Here is a 20,709-nt window from a genome sequence, read left to right as displayed (position 1 = left end):
ATGCCGCTAAAATAATACAATTATGCAGCGATGTATTAACTGTTAATAAATATTATTTCGATATCGAATTGCGCCCCAATGTAAGTATCCAAGGGTGCTAAACAGATCACAGCACTATTCGTTTGCCTTCGGCGATTGACCGCTTGGCGGCATCCAGTATCTGCATTACTATCATATTATACTTTAGCGATGACCTGTCTGTAATCCCTTTCAGCCGGTTTTTTACAACAACCTGGAGATAGGGGATAGGATGATCATTAGGTGTAAGCAAAGGGGCCGCGACGCTTTTAACCGCCGGCAAGTTATTTAAGCGGGTAATAACGGTATCTTTATCTAACGCGTGCATATAGCCCTCGTCGCCGAACACCTCAAGGTCTTTGATGGAGAACGGCCAGTTCCACGATGCCTCAATGATACCTGTGGCCGTTGGGTACTCCACAATTATCGTAGCGTCATCATCCACCTTGGGGTAAGTTTTTAGTTTAAAATGACGCGCAACGGCTGTTACCGCTACCGGTTTTTGCCCGTTCATTAGCCAGGTCATCAGGTCGGCACCGTAACAGCCAAAGTCGTTTAGCGCGCCGGCGCCGTTCATTTCGGGGTCGGTGAGCCAGTTGGTAAAATCTTTGCTGCAGCCAATCTCTTTGGGCCCCTGATGCCCATCGTGCACAACCATTTTCCTGATCTGGCCTATACTATCCTGCGCCACCATATCATATACGTGCTGGTACGATGGGTACCAGGTGGTTTCATAGTTGGTAAGCAGCTTTATGTAATATTTTAAGGCTAAAAATTCCATGCGGTTAGCTTGTGCCAGGGTAGCGGCCAGCGGTTTTTCAACCATTACAGAGATGCCCAGGGGGGCGCAAACCTCTACAATATCGATGTGCTTTGCTACGGGGTTATAGCCCAGTACCACATCGGGCTTTTTGGTTGTAACCATCTTTTTCAGGTCATCAAAAAAGATAGAATCGGGTAGATTGTATTGTTTCTGGTACCGTGCGCGGAGCTGCTTGTCGCCCTCGGCAATACCTACAATAAGTACCTTACCGTTTCGATAATCGCCCAGTATATTGTGCACATGATCGTGCGACAGCCCTGCTATCGCCAGCTTCTGGGTGCTCAGTAACACCGGCTGCACCGGCGCAAGCGGCAATGTTTTTACAACCGATGTAGTTTGCCCCACTGCGGCTTGGAAAAACGCGCACGATATAAATAACGCGCAGAATATTAACCTCGCGGTTTTTATGATGCTATTTCTCATTTGATAACGAATATGGTGCGTCTGCCGCGTTGTTACCCCTCACCATATTGGGTACGGCCGACATGTTAAAATTAAGCGTTTGGCCTTGTTGCAAAGCCGAATGACTAAGCCAGTTATGGGTGTATGGCCTGCCATTAACGGTAAGGGCTTTTACAAAACGGTTTTGCGCGCTGTTGTTTGCCGCGTTTATGGTAACCACCTTACCGTTTTCTAAGGTAAGGGTTATCTTTTTAAACAGGGGTGCACCTAATACATATTGGTCGCTGGCAGGGGTTACCGGGTAAAAGCCCATTGCCGAAAACACGTACCAGGCCGATGTTTGGCCGTTATCCTCATCGCCGCAATAGCCGTCGGGGGCAGAGTGATACATTTTGTTCATTACGTCGCGCACGTGCAGCTGGGTTTTCCAGGGCTGGCCCGCGTAATTGTACAGGTAGGTCATGTGCTGGATGGGCTGGTTACCGTGCGCATACTGGCCCATGCCGGCTATCTGCATTTCGCGGATCTCGTGGATAACCTCGCCGTAGTAGCTATCGTCAAATATTGGGGGCAATGTCCATATCGAATCCAATTTGGTTACGAATTTTTCCTTGCCGCCCATCAGGTCTATCAATCCCTGCACATCATGAAAAACGCTCCAGGTGTAGTGCCAGCTGTTGCCTTCGGTAAAAGCATCGCCCCATTTAAAAGGGTTAAACGGACTTTGAAATTTACCATCCTTGTTCTTACCGCGCATGAGGCCTGTTTGTGGGTCAAAAAGGTTTTTGTAGTTCATGCTGCGCTTGCGGTATATCTCTGTTTCGGATGCCGGGCGGCCCAGCGCTTTGCCTAATTTGTAAATAGCAAAATCGTCGTAAGCATACTCCAGGGTACGGGCGGCATTTTCATTTATTTTAACATCATAAGGCACATAACCTAAACTATTGTAATAGTCTACACCGTCGCGGCCTGTAGCTGCGGGGCCATCATTATTGGCGCCATGTAGCAAAGCCTGGTATAAAGTGCCGATATCATACCCCCGGCCACCTTTTAAGTACGCTTCGGACACTACCGATGCCGAGTTGTTGCCTACCATTACATTGGCATAGCCGGGGCTGCTCCACTCGGGCAGCCAGCCACCCTCCTTATAATCGTTTATCAGGCCCTGCTGCATCTCTTTGTTAATAGAAGGGTAAACCAGGTTCAGGAATGGATATAATGCCCTGAAGGTATCCCAAAAGCCGGTACCGGCAAATTTGTAGCCAGGTAATATTTGTCCGTTTTGGGCGCTGTAATGCATTATCTGCCCTTTGCCGTTTATCTCGTACATTTTATTTGGGAAGAACAGCATGCGGTAAAGGCACGAGTAAAATGTTTTTACCTGCTCCACCGAGCCGCCTTCAACTGCCAGGCGACTTAGGGTTTTATTCCAAACGGTTTTTGCCTTTTGTTTAGTTATGTCGAAATTGTCGTTGCCTATTTCCCTGTTCAAGCTGATCTCGGCCTGCTCGATACTGATGAACGAAGATGCTACGCGCAGGTGTACCTTTTCGCCCTTAGTGGTTTTAAAGCCGATAACGGCGCTCGCATGTTTAGCAGTAAGTTCAAGGCCATCGTTCAAAGTGCTGTCGCTGTAAACCTGCGCAAGGGTTATGGGCTTATCTACGTAGATAACAAAATAGTTTTTGAAGTTTTTAAGCGGGCCGCGTGCGTATTTGCTCGAGTACCCCACTATCTTTTTTTCGCCGGGGATAACTTTAATGTACGATCCGCGGTCAAAAGCATCTATCACGATAAAAGAGCTGTCTGTTTTTGGATACGTGAACCTGAACTGGGCGGCGCGCTCGGTAGGAGCTATCTCGGTGGTAACATCGTGGTCGGCCAGATAAACGCTGTAATAATAAGGCTTAGCAATTTCAGCTTTGTGCGAGAACCAGCTTTGACGCTGGTTTTGCGATACCTTTATTTTGCCTGTAAAAGGCATAATAGCAAACTGCCCGTAATCGTTCATCCACGGCGATGGCTGGTGCGTTTGTTTAAAGCCGTTTATTTTATAGGCGTCGTAGGTGTATTGCCAGCCGTCGCCCATTTTGCCGGTTTGAGGTGTCCAAAAGTTCATGCCCCACGGTACAGCAATAGCCGGGTAGGTATTGCCGTTGCTCAGGTCGTATTTAGATTGTGTGCCCATTAACGGGTTTATCCATTCTACCGGTTCGGTCACTTTGGTAACCTGTTGGGCAAATGTAGCAGCGGTAAATAGTATGGAAATTAAAAAAAGGAGCCTTTTTTTCATGGGAAGCGTTAATAGTTATGGTGTAATCGGCCGTAAATATAAAAGACTGGCAGGTATTGCCAGTCTTTTATATTGTAAAATTATTGCCACGCTGGGTTTTTCATTAAACAGTTTAATTAAAAACCAGGGTTATTTGGTAACAATAAAGGGTTTACATCAGTTTCCTGTTTCGGTATCGGGAACAGCAATTGTTTTTCGGTAAAGGTGGATCCGAAAACGGTTTTATGACCTACAAAATTGTCCCAATTGCCGGTAACATCGTTGTGTACCTTGCGGGTACGAAGCATATCAAACCACATTTTGTTTTCAAAGCAAAGCTCAAAATAGCGTTGCAGCCACACTTCCTTCTCAAACTCATCCTGCGATAATGCCCCGATAGGCGCAAGGTCGGCCCGGTCGCGTATCTCGTTCACATATTTGATCGCGTTTGAATTTGGAGCGCCTTCGGCACGGTTAGATGCCTCGGCGTACATTAACATCACATCGGCCAGGCGATAGAGGGTGAAGTTAAGATCGGATTTTGTGGTGTTGCGCACCGCGTTTACATCAAACCATTTATAAATGTAGTGGTTTTTAAAGTTCACCGTTTCGGCAGGCGTTTTATAGCTGGCGTAGTTGGTAAAAAAGAATTGCTTTTCCTGTACCCGCTTATCACCAGCCGGGAACGAGGCGATGAACTGGTCTGTTGGGTAAACCGAACCATACTCGTCAGAATATGCAGATATGCCCGAATAGTTGGGAATGGTAAGCGGGGTAAGCGGGTTTGTTTTTGGGATGGCTGCCGCATACTGTATCTGGAAAATGAACTCCCTGCTGTTTTTGTTAGCCGGAACGATCATATCTGTATACTCGGGGAATAGGGTATAACCTCCGTTCTGGATCACGTCGAGCGAGCGTTTGGCCGACTCGGCGTAATATTGTTCGCCGCCGTTAATGGCAGCGCCGGCATAGGTTAAATATACATCGGCCAGGATGGATTTTACCGCGCCCATTGATACTTTGCCGGTGGCATCTTTCCAGGGGAGGGTTGATTTTTCGGCCTCCAGCAAATCCGGTATTATAATTTCGTCATAAATTTGCTTGGCAGGCACACGCGGTATTTGCAGGTTCAGGTCCTTTGGCGGTTCGGTTACTTTGGGCACCGCGCCAAACATGCGCACCAGGTAAAAGTAGTACAGGGCGCGCAGGGTGCGGGCCTCGGCTACCATATTGGTCTTCTCGGCATCGCTTAAACCCGCGGCGTTAATGGTTGGTATCTTTTGGATAGCCAGGTTAGTTGCGCCAACGCCCAAATACAGTTGCTGCCACCAGGTATCTATATAAAACGATGTATTGTCATATATCAGGGTTTGAAAATTCACAAAACCCGTTTGCCCAAGGTCGCTGTTTGCCTTACCGGTCATAAACTCCATCAAATTCCAGGTGTTGCCGCCGTATGACGAGGGCTGGCCATTAAGGAAACCCGACAGGTTTTGATACGACCCGTTGGCGAGCGCCCTGGCAACTTTCGCGCTCGATAAGTTGGCATCGGGTGTTAAAAAGCCCTCGGGTTTTTCTTCCAGGAATTTTTTGCACGAGCATGTAAGTAATAAACATGCCACTATCAATATATTTTTTAATGTTTTCATTTTAATACGGTTTTGTATGATATGATTCAATCCTTTACTACTGTTGCTATGCGTTTTAATCATATAATAAGTTTAAAATCCTACCTGCACACCAAGGTTCCAAATACGGGGGCGGGGATTCGCAAAAAAGTCGATGTTTTGCGAAAGCGCCGAGTTGTTGCCGTAAGTTTGATTGAATGTGTCAACCTCCGGATCGTAGCCGGTGTATTTGGTTATCACAAACAGGTTTTGAACGCTGGTATAAATGCGTAAGCGCGTCATGCCTAAATTTTTAAGCGTTGACGTAGGGAAATTGTAACCTAAAACAAAGTTTTGCCCGCGGATGAACGAGCCATCTTCAACCCACCAGGTATCAAAGTGCGAATCCTGCGCGTATTTATAATTACGCACCTGCGATATCATGGTGTTTTGGTTTGTAGGTGTCCACCCGTTTAATACGGTGGCTAAACTGTTTGAAATGGTTTGCCTGTCTTCGGCCGAATGCTTAAAGTTAGCCGCGGTGTTTACGCCTTGTACAAAACGGATATCAAACGAAAAATCCCAGTTTTTGTATTGCATGCTGCTGTTAATATCCCCGGTCCATTTTGGTGTAGAACGGCCGATGATACTGTAGTAATTGCTGCCATCCGCGTTATAGATATATTTACGGTCTCCGGGTTTTAAGCCGTGCTTGGCCGCTTCGGCAACATCAGCAGGCGAATCGCTGTAAGTGCCAAGCCTGGTCATTCCGTAAAATGATCCTATTGGTGCGCCAACCCGTATCACATAGTTTTGCCCTAAAAAGTTAGGCCCCGGAAAAATATCGGCATTACCGTCGTTAAGTTTGGTTACCTCATTTTTATTACTTGCAAATAATAAGTTGGTCGACCATCTAAAATTATCAGTTTTGATATTTTCGGTGTTTAAGCTTAGCTCTATACCCGTGTTACGCATCGAGCCAACATTTTTATAAACGTTAGCGGTGGTAAAACCGGCTGTCCATGGTATAGGGGTTTGCAATAAAATATCGCTGGTGTTTTTGATATAAAAATCCGCGGTAAAGTTCACCCTGTCGCCAAATAAACCTAATTCTAAGCCGGCATCAAACATTTTGGTCCTTTCCCATTTCAGGTCGGGGTTGCCAAGGTAGCCCGGCAATAACGTTATTACCGATGCACCATCTAAGGCGGTTTGGTTGGTAGATAATTGCGCGAGTGAACGGTAATTACCAATTTCCTGGTTACCTGTGATACCGTAGCTGGTCCGTACCTTTAAGTTTGATATCGACTTACTGTCCTTCAGGAAGTTCTCCTGCGATACGCGCCATGCCACACCCGCCGAAGGGAAGAAGGAGTATTTGTTTTTACTGCTGAACCTTGAGGAACCATCGTAGCGGCCGGTTGCTGTAAACAGGTACTTTTCATCGATATTATAGCTGATACGGCCATAGTATGAGTTTAACGCGCCCGGCTGGTAACCACCGGGTGAGTTGGGCTGATTGTCTGATTCGGAAGCGCTTTTAACTGATCCGGCACCTAAGTTATTATACTGGAAATAATCATCTATGAAGTTCTGCGTTTCGGCACGTACCCTTTCGTACACGTCGTCGCTGAAAGATATACCTAACAATGCGGTCAGTTTTTGACGGTCGTTGATCTTTTTATTCCAGGTAAGGTAGTTTTCTGATTGCCAGTAATAGTTTGTATTGGCATTGATATTAGCTACACCACCCTGGTCGGCAGATAAATGCTGCAGGGAAAGCGACGAGTAAAAGTTGTTTTTTTGGCTGCGCAGATCGTACCCCAGGTCTGTTTTAAATTCCAGTTCATCAGATATCTTAAACAGCATGTATACGTTACCCACCACTTGCTGGGTATTGTTAATAGTATAGCGCTCGTTAGCTATCTGTATAGGGTTTGGCGCCCCTTCAAGGCCTGCTATATCAAAATTTCCGGCCCAGGTGCCATCCGGATATTTGATCGGCACGATGGGTACTTCTTCTGTTACGGCGCGCGGTACATTCAAACTACCGTTGCCATCAGTTACCACACGCTGCCTGCTGGCTATGGCATTTATGCTGCCGCCTATTTTTAACCAGTCCTTAACATCATTGTCCATCGTCATTTTAACCGAGTAACGCTTGAAGTTTGATGTAGGAGTTAAGCCATTTTGGTTAAGATACCCTAATGACAAGCTGTAAACTGATTTTTCGCTGCCGCCCTGTATGATCAATTGATGGCTTTGCGAAAAGGCCGGTTTATAGGTTTCTTTTTCCCAGTTGGTATTGTAAAGGGGTTTGTCATTGGCATCAAACAATAGCGGGAAATTAGCATGGTTTAAAGCCTTTGGCGGGGTTTGTACTGTTCCGGTAGGGTCAAACTTAGCCCCGTTGGCAAACGCCTGGTTATAAATGTCGACAAATTGCTGCGAGTTAAGCGTTGGCACATGCCGGTACAGGTCGCTTATGTTGGCATTTGCCTCGTAGCTAATGGTAGCCGGGCCTTTTCGGCCGCGTTTGGTGGTTACCATAATTACACCGTTAGCGCCGCGCACACCATAAATAGCGGTTGATGACGCGTCTTTTAACACCTCGAGCGATGCAACATCATTAGGGTTGATAGAGTTGGGGTCCACCCCAACAACGCCGTCGACAACATACAAAGGGTCGAGGTTAGAGTTGATAGAGCCGATACCCCTGATGCGTACCTTTGCGGCCGCGCCGGGCGCATTGCTGTTAACACTTACATCAACACCCGCAACCTTGCCCTGCAATGCCTGCGATAGGTTTGGCACCGGCTTATCTAACAGCTGCTCGGCCTTCACGGTTGTTACAGCCCCGGTAAGGTCCGATTTTTTTGCGGTACCGTAACCAATTACCACAACTTCATTCAGGTCTTTGGCCTGCTCGGTCAATACCACATCAATGGTTTGCTGGTTATTAATAGGCACTTCTTTTGATGTATACCCAATAAAGCTAAACACCAGCACGCCAGAACCATCCGGAACGGTCAGCTTATACTTGCCGTTAACATCAGTTGATGTGCCGATGATGGTGCCTTTTAACTTTACGTTCACACCCGGCAGGGGGCCTTTGGCATCGCTTACTGTACCCTGTATATCAATAGCTTTAATTTCTATCGGGGTATTATTAGCGTCCTTCTTTTTTACTACAATGGTTTCCTCAAAAATTTTGTAAGTAAGGGGCTGGTCTTTAAATGCCTGGGTAAGGGCCTGGTCAACGGTAACCTTGTCTACGTTGATATTGATACCGCCGGCTTTTGATACATCCTGCTTATCATACATAAAATGATAGCCGGTTTGTTTCTCTATCAGGCGAAGAACTTTTTCAACAGAGGCATTCTTTTGCCGCAACGATACAGTTTGACTGAACGTTTTTGCGGTTACATTGGTAAGGGCTGCAATTATTAAAATGGCAGTTAGTTTCATAACCAATATTATTTTGGAGAGTTTAGACCATGCCAAAGGCATGGCCTTAGAATTAAAATTCATAAGTTTGTTGTGTTTGGGTTAAACATTAAGTTTCAATTCGTCAGTTGCAATTATTATGGGGCCCAGGCATTTAGCCGGGAAAGTGGGTCGAAACACTTCCCGGCTTTTTTATATGCCGGTCTTAACGCTTATGGATAAGAATGGGGCCGCCAATTGCGCTTAGCTTGCGGGGTGTATTTCTTTCATCATAAGTTGTTTTTTGTAGGGTGAATAATTGATATATATGTATTGTTTTTTGGCTGTTTTACTATAACACTATAATTTTCTTTCCTTCAATTTTCAGGTCGATACCTGTGTATTTCAAAATCTCTAATAGTACCGAGGCCTTTACATTGCGCGATAAACGGCCTGTAAAAACTTTATCGGGCACTTTGCCGGCATAGGTAACATCTACATCGTACCAGCGGGCGGCCTGGCGCAATATGGCATCTATACGTACCTCCCTGAATTGAAAGATCCCATCTTTCCAGGCGGTCTCATCGTCTACGTCAACATCGTCAATCACTTTATTTTGGCCCGATGCTTTAATTTGCGCCTGCTGGCCGGGTTTTAACCGCGCGCTGAACCCACCGCTGGTAATGTTCACCGCTCCCTCAAGCAGGGTGGTTTTCATTACATTTTCGTCGTCGTAGGCCATTACATTAAAATGGGTGCCTAATACTTCAATTTGGGCGCGGTTTGTTTTTACCCTGAAAGGCATGGACGCGTTTTTTGTAACCTCGAAGTAAGCCTCGCCGGTAATTGCAACCTGCCTGGCTGCACCGGTAAAACGGGTAGGGAAGGTGAGCGATGAGGCAGAGTTTAACCAAACCCTGGTGCCATCGGGCAAATCAACCTGGTATTGCCCGCCGCGCGGTGTGGTAATGGTATTTATTGATGGCGCAATATTGGCACCTGCAAGTGCCGATACATTGTATATCAACCGGCCATCGGCAGCTTTTTTGATGAATGTATTGCCCTGTTTGGCCACGGTGCCATTTTCGGCGTTGTCTAAAATAATCGTTTTACCATCGGCAAGGGTTAGCGTGGCCCTATTACCGCCCGGCTGGGCATCGTGAAGCACGCGGTTTGTTTTGGTGAAATGTTGCGCAACCTTTTGTTGCCTTTTTAACTTATGAAACCCGATGCCGACAAAAAATAACACAATAGCGGCGGTTGCTATCTTAGCCCATAATATAATGTTGCTGCGCTTTGCACCGTTGTTTGTACCGGCCTTTAAAATATTGCTGAGGATAATGTCTGTTTTATCAGCGCTGAACACCGGCGCATCGGGCCTCAGATCGTCCCAGGCCTGGCGGATAAGCAGGGAGAGTTCCTCATCGCTTGCGCCTGCGTTGATGGCCGCAAACAGTTCGTCGCGCTCTTGCGGCGTGGCCGATTTGCTGTAATAGCGATCAAAAAGGTACCTCAACCTTAGCCTAGATGTTTTCATTAAATGTTGTTCAATAACTGGTAGTGTAGAAAAGCCGGGGAACTTTATTGTAAAGACACCAGGGGCACATAAAAAGGGGGTATACCTTTATATTTTTTTTAAAAAAAGTGTAGCCGCCAGTATAATTATGGCCGAAATATCAATATTGGACTGCACAAAGCTGGTGATGGAGTGGGTGGCCCCCTGCAAATATTTTTTCACTGTTTCGCGCGACAGGCCCATCTGGTGCGCTATCTCATCGTACTTTAAGCGGCCGTGCCGGCTTAGTAAATATACTTTTTGCTGCTGCGGCGGTAAGTGGTCAATGGCCTCGTCCAATAAACTGTAATAATTGTCCTGCCCCGAATTATCTTCGCTGGCAAGGGCCAAAGCATTGTCTTCCATTGTTTTTTGGCGGATACGCTCTTTAGCCAACCTTCGCAGGCAGTTTAACGCATGATTTTTGGAGACGACAAATAAATAAGCTTTAAAATTTTGAACCGACGATAGCGTTTCGCGGTTCATCCAGATCTTTAAAAAAACGTCCTGCACCACTTCCTCGGCCATTTCAACCGAATCGGTTATGCGGTAGATATGCGTACCCAAAAGCTGGTGATGGATGTTAAACAATTCGCTAAACGCGTGTTCGTCTCCACGGGCAACCCTCAAGAGCAACTCTTTTTCACAAGGTAACAAGTCGGACATAGGTGATGATTGGAGCAGGCAAGTAATAAAAAAAATACTAAAACTGCAACCAAATAATGTTTTAATGTTAAAAAAGTATCATCAGGAGCAATAAAAACTCCTTGCGATTATCTAATCATTAAACACTTAACCTCTGCAAAAAATAAATAACCTTTGTATAAGTCAGAATAAAGAGGGATTTGCTCCGGGTCTTATCTTGCCCAGGTGCCGGTATGCGCTCTCGGTAGCCTCGCGGCCCCTTGCGGTCCGCATCAAAAATCCTTCCTGGATCAGGAACGGCTCGTAAACCTCTTCAATGGTCCCTTCCTCTTCACCAACCGCGGTGGCAATGGTTTTGAGGCCAACGGGCCCCCCTTTAAATTTATCGATGATGGTCGACAGTATCTTATTGTCCATTTCGTCCAGCCCGTGCTCGTCAACATTCAGGGCGTTAAGGGCATATTGCGCAATATCGGTATCAATGCTGCCGTTACCTTTTATTTGTGCAAAATCGCGGGTACGGCGTAAAAGGGCGTTGGCAATACGCGGGGTGCCGCGGCTGCGGCGGGCAATTTCATAAGCGCCTTCATCGCTTATGGGCGAGCGTAATATGGATGCTGACCGCAGCACAATTGTAGTGAGGAGTTTCGCGTCGTAATACTCTAAACGGCTGTTAATGCCAAACCTGGCACGTAATGGCGCTGTTAATAAACCCGACCGGGTGGTAGCGCCAACAAGCGTGAAAGGGTTAAGCGAAATTTGCACCGAGCGGGCGTTAGGGCCGCTCTCCAGCATAATATCTATCTTAAAATCCTCCATAGCCGAGTACAAGTATTCTTCTACCAGCGGGCTTAAGCGGTGTATCTCGTCAATAAAAAGGATGTCGCCTGTTTCCAGGCCGGTAAGCAGGCCGGCAAGATCGCCCGGTTTATCCAGCACCGGGCCCGATGTGATCTTGATACCCACGCCCATCTCATTAGCGATGATATGGGATAGGGTGGTTTTGCCCAAGCCCGGAGGGCCATGCAGCAGTACATGGTCAAGCGCTTCGCCGCGCTGGCGGGCGGCCTGTACAAAAACGCGCAGGTTTGCCAGTATTTTATGCTGACCGGTAAAATCCTCAAATGCCTGCGGGCGTAAAACTTTTTCGATGTCACGCTCAGCAGGAGAGAGGCGTTCGCTATCCGGATCGAGGTTTTCGTTCATTGCCAACGAAATTAGTAATTTTTAGGCGAAAGGTAAAAGCAGAAAGGTTTTAAAACAGCATGTACTTTGTATAAAATTTAATTATATAAATGGTGGCGCTGTTGTGTCAGTAGCCGTTTTTATAAGTGCCTGGTTATGAAGTGTTCACGAGCGTTCACGGTGTTCACGTGTGGCGAACGTGAACACTTTGCAGGTTAAAGCACTTTAGCCGTGCGTTTATAAAACTGTGCAGGCAAGGTGCCTGGCGTATTATCACCCTTCGGGATATTTCCTGAAAATGCTGTTGATCTTCATTTGTATAACCCCAAAAAAAGCTTCCTTGAATATGCCCGATGACATTTTAGATGTACCCGCCGTACGATCGGTAAAGATGATGGGTACTTCGGTTACCTTAAAACCATGTTTGATAGTGGTGTATTTCATTTCTATCTGGAACGCGTACCCCACAAATTTGATCTTATCAAGATTAAGGGTTTGCAGCACTTTACGCTTGTAGCACATAAAGCCGGCGGTGGCGTCCTGTATATCAATGCCGGTTATAAAGCGCACATAAACCGATGCAAAAAAACTCATTAATACACGGCTCATGGGCCAGTTAACCACGTTAACACCCTTTATGTAGCGCGACCCGATAGCCGCGTCGGCACCATTAATACAGGCCTGGCGCAGCCGCAGCAAGTCGTCGGGGTTGTGCGAAAAATCGGCATCCATTTCAAATATAAAATCGTAATGATGCGCTATGGCCCATTTAAACCCATGGATATAGGCGGTACCCAAACCTTGTTTGCCGGTTCGTTCTTCTATAAAAAGTGTATCGGCATACTCCTGCTGCAATTGTTTTACAATGCTTGCGGTACCATCCGGCGAGCCGTCGTCAATGATCAGAACATGGAAGTCGTGCGGGAGGGAAAACACCTTGCGGATCATCCGTTCGATGTTTTCCTTCTCGTTATAAGTAGGAATGATGACAATGCTATCGGGCACGTAGAGCTTTTTGTTTGTTTTTAATGAACGCCGCTAAAATAATTTAATTTTATACCGCATTAAAATAAAAAGCAGGAAAGTGGTTCACTTTCCTGCTTTTTATAAGTAGTATGTTTGTTACAGGCGTTCTGTTTCAGCAGCTACCTCGTTAATACCGACCGGGTCGGTAATGTAATTTCGTTCTTTAAGGCGCGGAGATATAATTAAAAAGGCCACTATGAAAACGCATATAAACGCTACGAAAAACCATTCGTAATTGGCGCCCTTAAGAGCTGTGGCCCACCAGCCGCCATTTTCAATAAGGCCGTTAACAACAGCGGTGATCAGGTTACCAAACGATACCACCAGGAACCAGATACCCGTCATGGTGCTCTTCATTGATTTTGGCGAGTGGGTATAAGCGTACTCCAAACCGGTAATTGATACCAATACCTCGGCTGCTGAAAGTATCATAAACGCCAGCACCTGCCACCAGATAGACGGCGAACCCCCATGATCCAGGCTGGTGTGTATAACACCTATTACCACAAACGATAACGCGGTTAGCACCAGGCCGGTCCCCAGCCTGCGCAGAGGGGTGGTTTTTAGTCCCTTTTTGTCCAGCCACGGATATACCACGTAATTGAAAAACGGGATAAACAGGAGCAAGAATACTGTGTTAAAGGTTGATAGCTGGCCCGGATATATGGTGAATTTAGTAAAACCAAGGTTGATCACACGGTCCATTTTTTCGGCGTAAAGTGTCCATTCAGATAAGCATTGGTCCCAAACAGCCCAAAAGGCCAGCGCGAAAAAGAAAACTGCCATAACGCGGTAAACTGCCTTTACGCCTTCAACGCGTTCTGGATCATAAGGGCCTTTGGCAACATCAAGCATAGACTGCCCCGGTTTGCGCTGGCTTAAATGTGTTAACGCATACCAGGTAATAAAAACCAGGTTATTGCGGTTAACTCCCTGTGGCGGAACCTTTACATATTTTTTACGGCCCGAAAAGAATATGATAGTAGCCAGTGCCATCAGCAGCCCGGGGATACCAAAAGCCCATTTTGGCCCAAAGTGCTCATACGTCCAGGGGATGGCAACGGTTGATATCATAGAGCCGGCGTTGATACTGAAGTAAAACCAGCCGTAAACTTTTGAAAGCAAGTCCTGGTTGGTGGCGTCAAACTGATCGCCCACGTTGGCCGATACGCACGATTTGATCCCCCCCGCACCAATTGCAACCACCAGTAAACCTAACTCGAAACCGGTGAGGCCACCATCAAAGGTTGCCAGCATTAAGTGCCCGATGCAGTAAATTATAGATACATAAAGGATAAGCTTGTACTTGCCGGTAAACCAATCGGCTATCATGCCGCCTACAAATGGCAGCGCGTAAGCTACCATCACAAACAGGTGGTGCAGCTTATTGGCATGGGCGTTGGCCTGATCGGTTAAAGCCGGGTTATCTGCCGGGTTAAAAAATTGGTTTACCAAAAAAAGTGTAAGTACCGATCGCATCCCGTAAAAGCTAAAGCGCTCTGCGGCTTCGTTGCCGATAATATAGGGTACGGCTTTTGGAAATCTTGATTTTGTTTTTGCCGGAGCGGCTGCCTGTAGGTTTTCTGCCATACTTTTGAACTATTTTTGCCTAAAATACTATTATTAAATTAATCCGAAATTTTATACCGAAATTATTACAGCGTAACCTGCAATGTTTTGATTACGCTTAAATACTAAAGCTTTAATTTTTTTTGTTTAACGGAACAGAGGCCCGGTCTTTAACGGCCTGTGCTTTAGGGTCGACATATTGAGCGTCCCGTTCTTCGGGTATGTTGCGCATATCAAGGTTATCTGCAAATACCCACCTGCCATTTTTTAATTTATAGCCATCATAAGTAAGATCGGGGCCAAAGGTATCGGGCCGGTCTTTTAATTTATCATCAGGCGGGGCAAGGTGGTCAAATACGATGAGTTGCTGGTCGGGCACATAGCGCAATAGCATTGATGCCTGCCGGGTGTATTCAAATATTACGCGTTTGCGGTTTTTATTACCACCATCAAATACAGGCATGCCAAAAAGCGGCTTGTCATCCCTGTCAAACGATAGTATCTCGATTACCTTTTTTGTCGATTTTACCGTGTTGCCTTTCCATCCCAATAAAACATAATATGGTTTTGCTGCGGCTACCTTAATAATTTTGTAATACTGCGCGCCATACCACTTGCGGTTATCCGTAACGGAGTCTTCGGGGTTTTTTAACAGGGGCGAGTAATCTTCAAGCGGATACATCAGCAGGTTTCCGCCGGTGTTCATTTGCACGGTACCATAAAAACGGTAACTCCCGTCCTGGTTCATGATATGCCAGCTAATTATCCGGAACCGGTTATCGGGCGCATTAATAATGCTAATGCTCTTAAGCGAATCAAAGGGATAGTTAAACGAGTGGGGTACCTTTAAAGCGCCAACCAGCATGCGAATAAACTTGTAGTTTGCATTTTTACGCTCTATATCATCCGGGTCGTTCACAAATTTTTTGCCCAGTGCTTCAAGACTGTCCTGGTAAACGCTTAAATTCTTCAGGCTGGTGCTTTCATCGGAGTGCTGCGCGAAGGAGGTGCTGACGGTTAATAACACGAAGGCGGCTACTAAAAAACCTTTCATCAATATTTTACGATAAAAATACATTGCAGATAATAACGTATTACCCGCTGCTAAATTATTAAACTATATTGATGTTATAACAAGTTTTCGATAACCATTGCGCTTGCGCCGCCCCCACCGTTACATATCCCTGCAGCACCTATGCGGCCTTTGTTTTGCTGTAAAACATGTATCAGCGTTACCATAATGCGCGCGCCCGAGGCGCCAAGCGGGTGGCCAATGGCGACAGCTCCGCCGTTAACATTTACTTTAGCAGCATTAAGTTTTAATAATTTATTATTAGCTAACGCTACAACGGAAAAGGCCTCGTTTATCTCAAAAAAATCTACCTCATCGGCAGATAAACCTGCCTTATGTAATGCAAGCGGAAGGGCTTTGGCCGGGGCCGTGGTAAAATATTCAGGCGCCTGCTGCGCATCAGCAAAGGATACTATCCTGGCAAGCGGCTTAATGCCCATTGCTTCGGCTTTTTCTTTGCTCATTAATATTAGGGCTGCCGCACCGTCGTTTAAAGTTGATGCATTGGCAGCTGTAACTGTACCATCTTTTTTAAATACCGGCTTAAGCGTGGGTATTTTTTCAAATTTTACTGTTTTTGGTTCCTCATCGTCGGCAAACACGGTAACATCGCCTTTTTTATCTTTCAGTTCAACAGGGGTTATCTCTGTTTTAAACTTGCCATCGGCCTGTGCTTGCTGCGCCCGTTTGTACGATTCTACAGCGAAAGCATCCTGCTCTTCGCGCGTTACATTGCAGTCAACAGCGCAAAGCTCAGCTGCCGAACCCATGTGATAATCGTTATATACATCCCAAAGGCCATCTTTTACCAGGCCATCAATGATCTGCCCGTTACCAAGGCGGTAGCCGTTACGGGCCTTGTCAAGGTAATAAGGTACGTTGCTCATGCTTTCCATACCACCCGCCAATACAATTTCGTTATCGCCATTGGCGATGCTTTGCGCTGCAAGCATAATAGCTTTCATGCCCGATGCGCATACCTTATTTATAGTAGTAGCGGGCATGTGTGGCAGGCCTGCAAATATTGCCGCCTGGGTTGCGGGTGCCTGTCCCAGGTTAGCCGACAGTACATTACCCATGTACACTTCCTGAATATCTGATGGCTGCAGGCCGGCCTTTTCAACGGCCGATTTGATAACCACAGCGCCTAACTGAGTAGCTGATAATGATGCTAAACTGCCGCCAAAACTGCCGATAGGGGTACGTGTGGCCGATACGATATATACTTCTTTCATAAGAAAAGTGCTGTCTTTTATATAATGGTCAGCAAATTTATAGTTTACTTTTAATAGTAACGACAGATTTGAAAAATATTATGCATGCATAGTATTTGTCTAATTCTTTTTCTTACGCGGCAACCTTTTGCGCGCTTTAAGGGCTTCCTGCAACAGGAACTCTATCTGCCCGTTAGTGCTGCGAAACTCGTCTGCGCCCCACATTTCAATTTCTTTGAGCACATCCGGGTTTATCCTTAATATAAAAGCTTTTTTTTCGGCCATGCTTAATGTGCTGCCGCCGCGTGTTGCTGGCGTATCAGTAAAATATTTATCCCAATTAATGCCAGTAGGGGTACTTGGGGCATATTGTTTATCTGCTCCGTTTTGTCAAAGCTGACCTCAAAAGGTTTTTTTATCCCAAAGGCTGTATGTTCAATTTGTAAAATATCGCCGTATAGCGCATGTGTTAGCGTAAAACTCCGGGAGAAAACTTTTTTAAACATGTAAACTGCCTCAAAGCCGTTATCCATTTTTATAGCGATATCCCTTTTCCATGTTTCGGGTACCAGGTTGCCAATGGTTTCATCCTCGCCCTTATTCAAAAGCAGGGTGCGGTTAAACATGCCCTTACGTTTAATGGTCCAGGTCCCTTCAGCGGTTTCTATAACGGCATAGCGTTTAAAATTCGCCTTGTAGCTGAGCTTACCATAAACAAACTGGCCGTCGGTAAGTTCGTAATACGGGAAGAACCATTTATGACGGGTGATAAACAACTCGTTGGTTTTAACCAGCGCAAAATCTCTGAAATCGGTCATCGTATTAATGATATAAAGTGCCCGTATTTACTATCGGGTTAACCGCTTTATCACCACAAAGTACAACCAGCAGGTTGCTCACCATAGCTGCTTTGCGTTCTTCATCCAGCTCGATAATGTTTTTTTCCTCCATTTTTTGCAGGGCCATTTCAACCATGCCCACCGCGCCTTCAACAATAAGCCTGCGGGCAGATATAATAGCCGATGCCTGCTGGCGCTGCAACATGGCATGGGCAATTTCAGGCGCGTAGGCCAGGTGCGATATCCGGGCTTCCAATACCTCGATACCCGCGCGTTCAAGGCGCTCGTTTAGTTCCTGTACCAGCAGTATGCCTACCTGCTCAGATCCGCCACGCAGGGTAATGCTTGCGTTCTCGTCCTCGATGTGATCATAAGGGAATGAGTTGGCCAAATGCCTCACTGCGGCCTCGCTCTGTATATTTACATATTGCAGGTAATTTTCAACCGCGAAAACGGCTTTGGCGGTGTCCTGTATCTGCCATACAATTACAGCGGCAATTTCAATAGGATTGCCTACGCTGTCGTTTACCTTTAATTGCTGGCCATTCAGGTTAAATGCCTTTAGTGATACCTTCTTTTTAACGGTGAAGGGGTTTACCCAAAAGAAGCCGTCTTTTTTTACTGTTCCCTGGTATTTTCCAAAAAGGGTAAGCACTTTAGATTCGTTTGGATTTACAATAGCAAGGCCGGGTAAAATAAAAACGAAGTTTATTACACATATAATAGCGCCTATTACATGTTGCTGCCAATAGAAAGAAACGGCTGCTGCGGCAATAAGCACAAGTACTAAAACAAAGGCCAAATAGCCCGAAGGTGCTGTGGTAACTTTTTCGGTTTGCATGATCGTGATTATGATTTTAAATTGATATCATAAAGATATCAACTTTGATGTGATAAAAGCAAGAAAAATAACATATAACCGAAACTTATATTATTTTTGATTGGATAAACACAGCTAATGGCAAAACTTTCATCGTCCAGGCAAAAGGCATTATTGCGCAAATACGCGCTAAATGTTAAGTTTTTTATGATGCTTGCGAGCGTGATCGTAATTGTATACGCGCTGCCTAAGCAAGCCAAGTTTGGGTACGAATTTGAAAAAGGCAGGATATGGAATCAAAAGGATCTGGTATCGCCTTACAACTTTGCCATCCTAAAAACCGATGCCGAGATAGAGGCCGACCAAAAGGCCGCTTTGGCTGCCGTTACCCCTATATATCAGAAAAATGATGACATGGAACGGCAGCAGCAGGATGGTTTTAAAACTGATCTGGAAGTAAAGTGGCATGCCGCGGGCATAAATGATAAACAGAAGAACGCTTACCTGCAAACCGGATACAACGTTTTAAAAACATGTTATGACAAGGGTATTCTGAAACTGAACCCTAAATATCAGCAAAATGGAAAAAACTACGCGATCACGATATTGAGCGCGAACGTTGCAACTGAAAAAAATACTGCCGACCTGCTTACCCGCGAAAGGGCTATTGCCTATTGTGACGCCGAAATCAGTAAAGTACCCGGCCTGGATAAAGCCTTTCTGCTCGACCTGGTGCAAGATCGGCTACAGAACAACCTGTCATTTGATGCTAACCTGACAGCCCGGTTAGAGAAAGAGGTTACCGAAAACCTTTCTATTACCCGCGGCATGGTACAAAAGGGAGACGTTATTATCAGCAAAGGCTCGGTTATAAACGACGAGGCCTACCAAAAGCTGGCATCGTATAAAAAGGCTTTTGAGGATAACGCCCGTACCAATGGTAACCATGGCATGGTATTGTTAGGGCAGTTTTTACTGGTTGGCATCACCATAACGCTGTTAATGGTTTTTCTGTACCTGTTCAGGCGCGATATTTATGATGATAACCGTTTGGTAAGCCTGATATTGCTGGTTATAACCGCTATGCTGGCAGGCCTTTCGCTGGCCATAAAACTTGGGCTGCCCAACTTTTATTATATACCCTATTGTATCGTCCCTATCATTATTCGCATACTGTTTGATACCCGTTTAGCGCTAAACATACACTTGCTGGTTGTATTAATAGCCGGTTTTTTTGTACCTAACAGCTTTGAGTTTGCCTATTTTGAAATTACCGCCGGTATGGTATCTATCTATAGCATCAAGAACCTTATCCGCCGCGAGCAGTTCCTGATATCGGCATTGATCATCACCTTTAGCTACTTTGTATCGTTTCTGGGCATATCGCTGATCAGGGAGGGTACGCTTAATACAATTGACTGGGTCGATTTTATTCCTTTTGCTGTAAGTGTACTGCTCACGTTACTGGCATACCCGCTGATTTACCTTTTCGAAAAGATGTTCGCTATAACATCGGACATTACCCTTATTGAACTCACTAACACCAACGCTCCCTTACTGCGTGAAATGGCTTTTAGTGCCCCGGGTACCTTTCAGCACTCGTTACAGGTGGCTAACCTGGCCGAAAACGCCATATACTCGATAGGTGGTAATGCCTTATTGGTTAGGGCGGGGGCGCTGTACCACGATATTGGTAAAATGCAAAACCCGTTGTTTTTTATTGAAAACCAATTATCGGGTTTTAATCCACATGATAAATTACCTTATGAAGAGAGCGCACAGATCATCATCAGCCATGTAAGTAAGGGCATTGAGATGGCGCGCAAAGCAAACCTGCCCGAAATAGTTATCGACTTTATACGTACCCACCACGGCAATACCCGTGTAGATTATTTTTATCAGTCGTTCCTTAAAAATTTCCCCGAAAAATTCATTAACGAGAACATTTTCCGGTATCCGGGGCCTATCCCATTCTCGAAAGAAGCCGGTGTTTTAATGCTTGCCGACTCGGTTGAGGCAGCTTCGCGCTCGTTAAAAGAGCCGGACGAGGAATCTATCGGCATCTTGGTTGACCGTATTGTAAAATACAAACTCGATCAAAACCAGTTGAGTGACAGTAATATAACGCTGAAAGATCTGGAAACAATTAAACAGATATTTAAGCGGATGCTGGCGAGTATTTATCATGTGCGGATTGATTATTAAAAATCTGATTTATTTTTTTGACAGCTTAAGC

Annotated in this window: 15 protein-coding genes; 1 reads left to right on the top strand and 14 read right to left on the bottom strand. The window is 45.7% G+C overall.

Going from position 1 to position 20,709, the window contains the following annotated elements; translation table 11 throughout:
• Nucleotides 1-106 precede the first annotated feature (106 nt).
• The 14 genes from HDC91_RS04245 to HDC91_RS04180 all read right to left on the bottom strand — a co-directional run bounded on the left by HDC91_RS04245 (nt 107) and on the right by HDC91_RS04180 (nt 18,494).
• On the bottom strand, nt 107-1,264 hold the full coding sequence (locus HDC91_RS04245) for a Gfo/Idh/MocA family protein (RefSeq protein ID WP_183548713.1): 1,158 nt from the start codon (nt 1,262-1,264) through the stop codon (nt 107-109).
• Nucleotides 1,254-3,536 (bottom strand): GH92 family glycosyl hydrolase, encoded by a 2,283-nt coding sequence (locus HDC91_RS04240; RefSeq protein WP_183548712.1) that lies wholly within the window; start codon nt 3,534-3,536, stop codon nt 1,254-1,256. Before HDC91_RS04240 ends, HDC91_RS04245 begins: the two co-directional genes overlap by 11 nt.
• 116 nt (nt 3,537-3,652) lie before the next feature.
• The gene (locus HDC91_RS04235; RefSeq protein ID WP_183548711.1) at nt 3,653-5,164 is read right to left on the bottom strand and encodes a RagB/SusD family nutrient uptake outer membrane protein; all 1,512 of its coding nucleotides are present in this window, start codon (nt 5,162-5,164) and stop codon (nt 3,653-3,655) included.
• Nucleotides 5,165-5,236: 72 nt separating this feature from the next.
• Nucleotides 5,237-8,653, bottom strand: coding sequence for a TonB-dependent receptor (locus HDC91_RS04230; protein ID WP_221262102.1), 3,417 nt, complete (start codon nt 8,651-8,653; stop codon nt 5,237-5,239).
• Between the two features lie 247 nt (nt 8,654-8,900).
• A complete protein-coding gene (locus tag HDC91_RS04225; protein WP_183548710.1) occupies nt 8,901-10,085 on the bottom strand; it encodes a FecR family protein in 1,185 nt (394 codons plus the stop codon).
• Between the two features lie 87 nt (nt 10,086-10,172).
• Nucleotides 10,173-10,769 carry an RNA polymerase sigma factor gene (locus HDC91_RS04220; protein ID WP_183548708.1) on the bottom strand — a complete coding sequence of 199 codons (597 nt, stop codon included), beginning with the start codon at nt 10,767-10,769 and terminating at the stop codon, nt 10,173-10,175.
• A 162-nt stretch (nt 10,770-10,931) separates the two neighbouring features.
• A complete protein-coding gene (ruvB, locus tag HDC91_RS04215; RefSeq protein ID WP_162432050.1) occupies nt 10,932-11,954 on the bottom strand; it encodes a Holliday junction branch migration DNA helicase RuvB in 1,023 nt (340 codons plus the stop codon).
• Between the two features lie 252 nt (nt 11,955-12,206).
• Nucleotides 12,207-12,938 carry a polyprenol monophosphomannose synthase gene (locus HDC91_RS04210; protein ID WP_183548706.1) on the bottom strand — a complete coding sequence of 244 codons (732 nt, stop codon included), beginning with the start codon at nt 12,936-12,938 and terminating at the stop codon, nt 12,207-12,209.
• Nucleotides 12,939-13,055: 117 nt separating this feature from the next.
• Nucleotides 13,056-14,549: an MFS transporter gene (locus HDC91_RS04205; protein WP_162432052.1), complete on the bottom strand. Its 1,494-nt coding sequence runs from the start codon at nt 14,547-14,549 to the stop codon at nt 13,056-13,058.
• 112 nt (nt 14,550-14,661) lie between these two features.
• Complete coding sequence (locus HDC91_RS04200) at nt 14,662-15,582, bottom strand: hypothetical protein (RefSeq protein WP_183548704.1); 921 nt, start codon at nt 15,580-15,582, stop codon at nt 14,662-14,664.
• A 74-nt stretch (nt 15,583-15,656) separates the two neighbouring features.
• Nucleotides 15,657-16,835: an acetyl-CoA C-acyltransferase gene (locus HDC91_RS04195; RefSeq protein ID WP_183548702.1), complete on the bottom strand. Its 1,179-nt coding sequence runs from the start codon at nt 16,833-16,835 to the stop codon at nt 15,657-15,659.
• A gap of 99 nt (nt 16,836-16,934) precedes the next feature.
• On the bottom strand, nt 16,935-17,099 hold the full coding sequence (locus tag HDC91_RS04190; RefSeq protein ID WP_183548700.1) for an Arc family DNA binding domain-containing protein: 165 nt from the start codon (nt 17,097-17,099) through the stop codon (nt 16,935-16,937).
• 2 nt (nt 17,100-17,101) lie between these two features.
• Nucleotides 17,102-17,632 (bottom strand): hypothetical protein, encoded by a 531-nt coding sequence (locus HDC91_RS04185; protein ID WP_183548698.1) that lies wholly within the window; start codon nt 17,630-17,632, stop codon nt 17,102-17,104.
• Between the two features lie 4 nt (nt 17,633-17,636).
• Complete coding sequence (locus HDC91_RS04180) at nt 17,637-18,494, bottom strand: SPFH domain-containing protein (RefSeq protein WP_162432057.1); 858 nt, start codon at nt 18,492-18,494, stop codon at nt 17,637-17,639.
• A 117-nt stretch (nt 18,495-18,611) separates the two neighbouring features.
• Here HDC91_RS04180 and HDC91_RS04175 point away from each other — a divergent pair, with 117 nt between their 5' ends.
• A complete protein-coding gene (locus HDC91_RS04175) occupies nt 18,612-20,678 on the top strand; it encodes an HD family phosphohydrolase (protein WP_162432058.1) in 2,067 nt (688 codons plus the stop codon).
• Nucleotides 20,679-20,709: the final 31 nt, after the last annotated feature.

Source organism: Mucilaginibacter sp. AK015 (assembly GCF_014200785.1).
In the GTDB taxonomy this organism is placed as follows: domain Bacteria; phylum Bacteroidota; class Bacteroidia; order Sphingobacteriales; family Sphingobacteriaceae; genus Mucilaginibacter.
The sequence above is the reverse complement of the archived record's forward strand: the minus strand, read 5'-3'. Positions and strand labels throughout refer to the sequence as shown.

Coding starts and splice junctions, on each gene's coding strand:
- HDC91_RS04225 (WP_183548710.1), bottom strand. CDS start 10,085: ATGAAAACATCTAGGCTAAGGTTGAGGTACCTTTTTGATCGCTATTAC.
- HDC91_RS04200 (WP_183548704.1), bottom strand. CDS start 15,582: ATGAAAGGTTTTTTAGTAGCCGCCTTCGTGTTATTAACCGTCAGCACC.
- HDC91_RS04175 (WP_162432058.1), top strand. CDS start 18,612: ATGGCAAAACTTTCATCGTCCAGGCAAAAGGCATTATTGCGCAAATAC.
- HDC91_RS04190 (WP_183548700.1), bottom strand. CDS start 17,099: ATGGCCGAAAAAAAAGCTTTTATATTAAGGATAAACCCGGATGTGCTC.
- HDC91_RS04220 (WP_183548708.1), bottom strand. CDS start 10,769: ATGTCCGACTTGTTACCTTGTGAAAAAGAGTTGCTCTTGAGGGTTGCC.
- HDC91_RS04185 (WP_183548698.1), bottom strand. CDS start 17,632: ATGACCGATTTCAGAGATTTTGCGCTGGTTAAAACCAACGAGTTGTTT.
- HDC91_RS04240 (WP_183548712.1), bottom strand. CDS start 3,536: ATGAAAAAAAGGCTCCTTTTTTTAATTTCCATACTATTTACCGCTGCT.
- HDC91_RS04205 (WP_162432052.1), bottom strand. CDS start 14,549: ATGGCAGAAAACCTACAGGCAGCCGCTCCGGCAAAAACAAAATCAAGA.
- HDC91_RS04195 (WP_183548702.1), bottom strand. CDS start 16,835: ATGAAAGAAGTATATATCGTATCGGCCACACGTACCCCTATCGGCAGT.
- ruvB (WP_162432050.1), bottom strand. CDS start 11,954: ATGAACGAAAACCTCGATCCGGATAGCGAACGCCTCTCTCCTGCTGAG.
- HDC91_RS04245 (WP_183548713.1), bottom strand. CDS start 1,264: ATGAGAAATAGCATCATAAAAACCGCGAGGTTAATATTCTGCGCGTTA.
- HDC91_RS04235 (WP_183548711.1), bottom strand. CDS start 5,164: ATGAAAACATTAAAAAATATATTGATAGTGGCATGTTTATTACTTACA.
- HDC91_RS04180 (WP_162432057.1), bottom strand. CDS start 18,494: ATGCAAACCGAAAAAGTTACCACAGCACCTTCGGGCTATTTGGCCTTT.
- HDC91_RS04230 (WP_221262102.1), bottom strand. CDS start 8,653: ATGAATTTTAATTCTAAGGCCATGCCTTTGGCATGGTCTAAACTCTCC.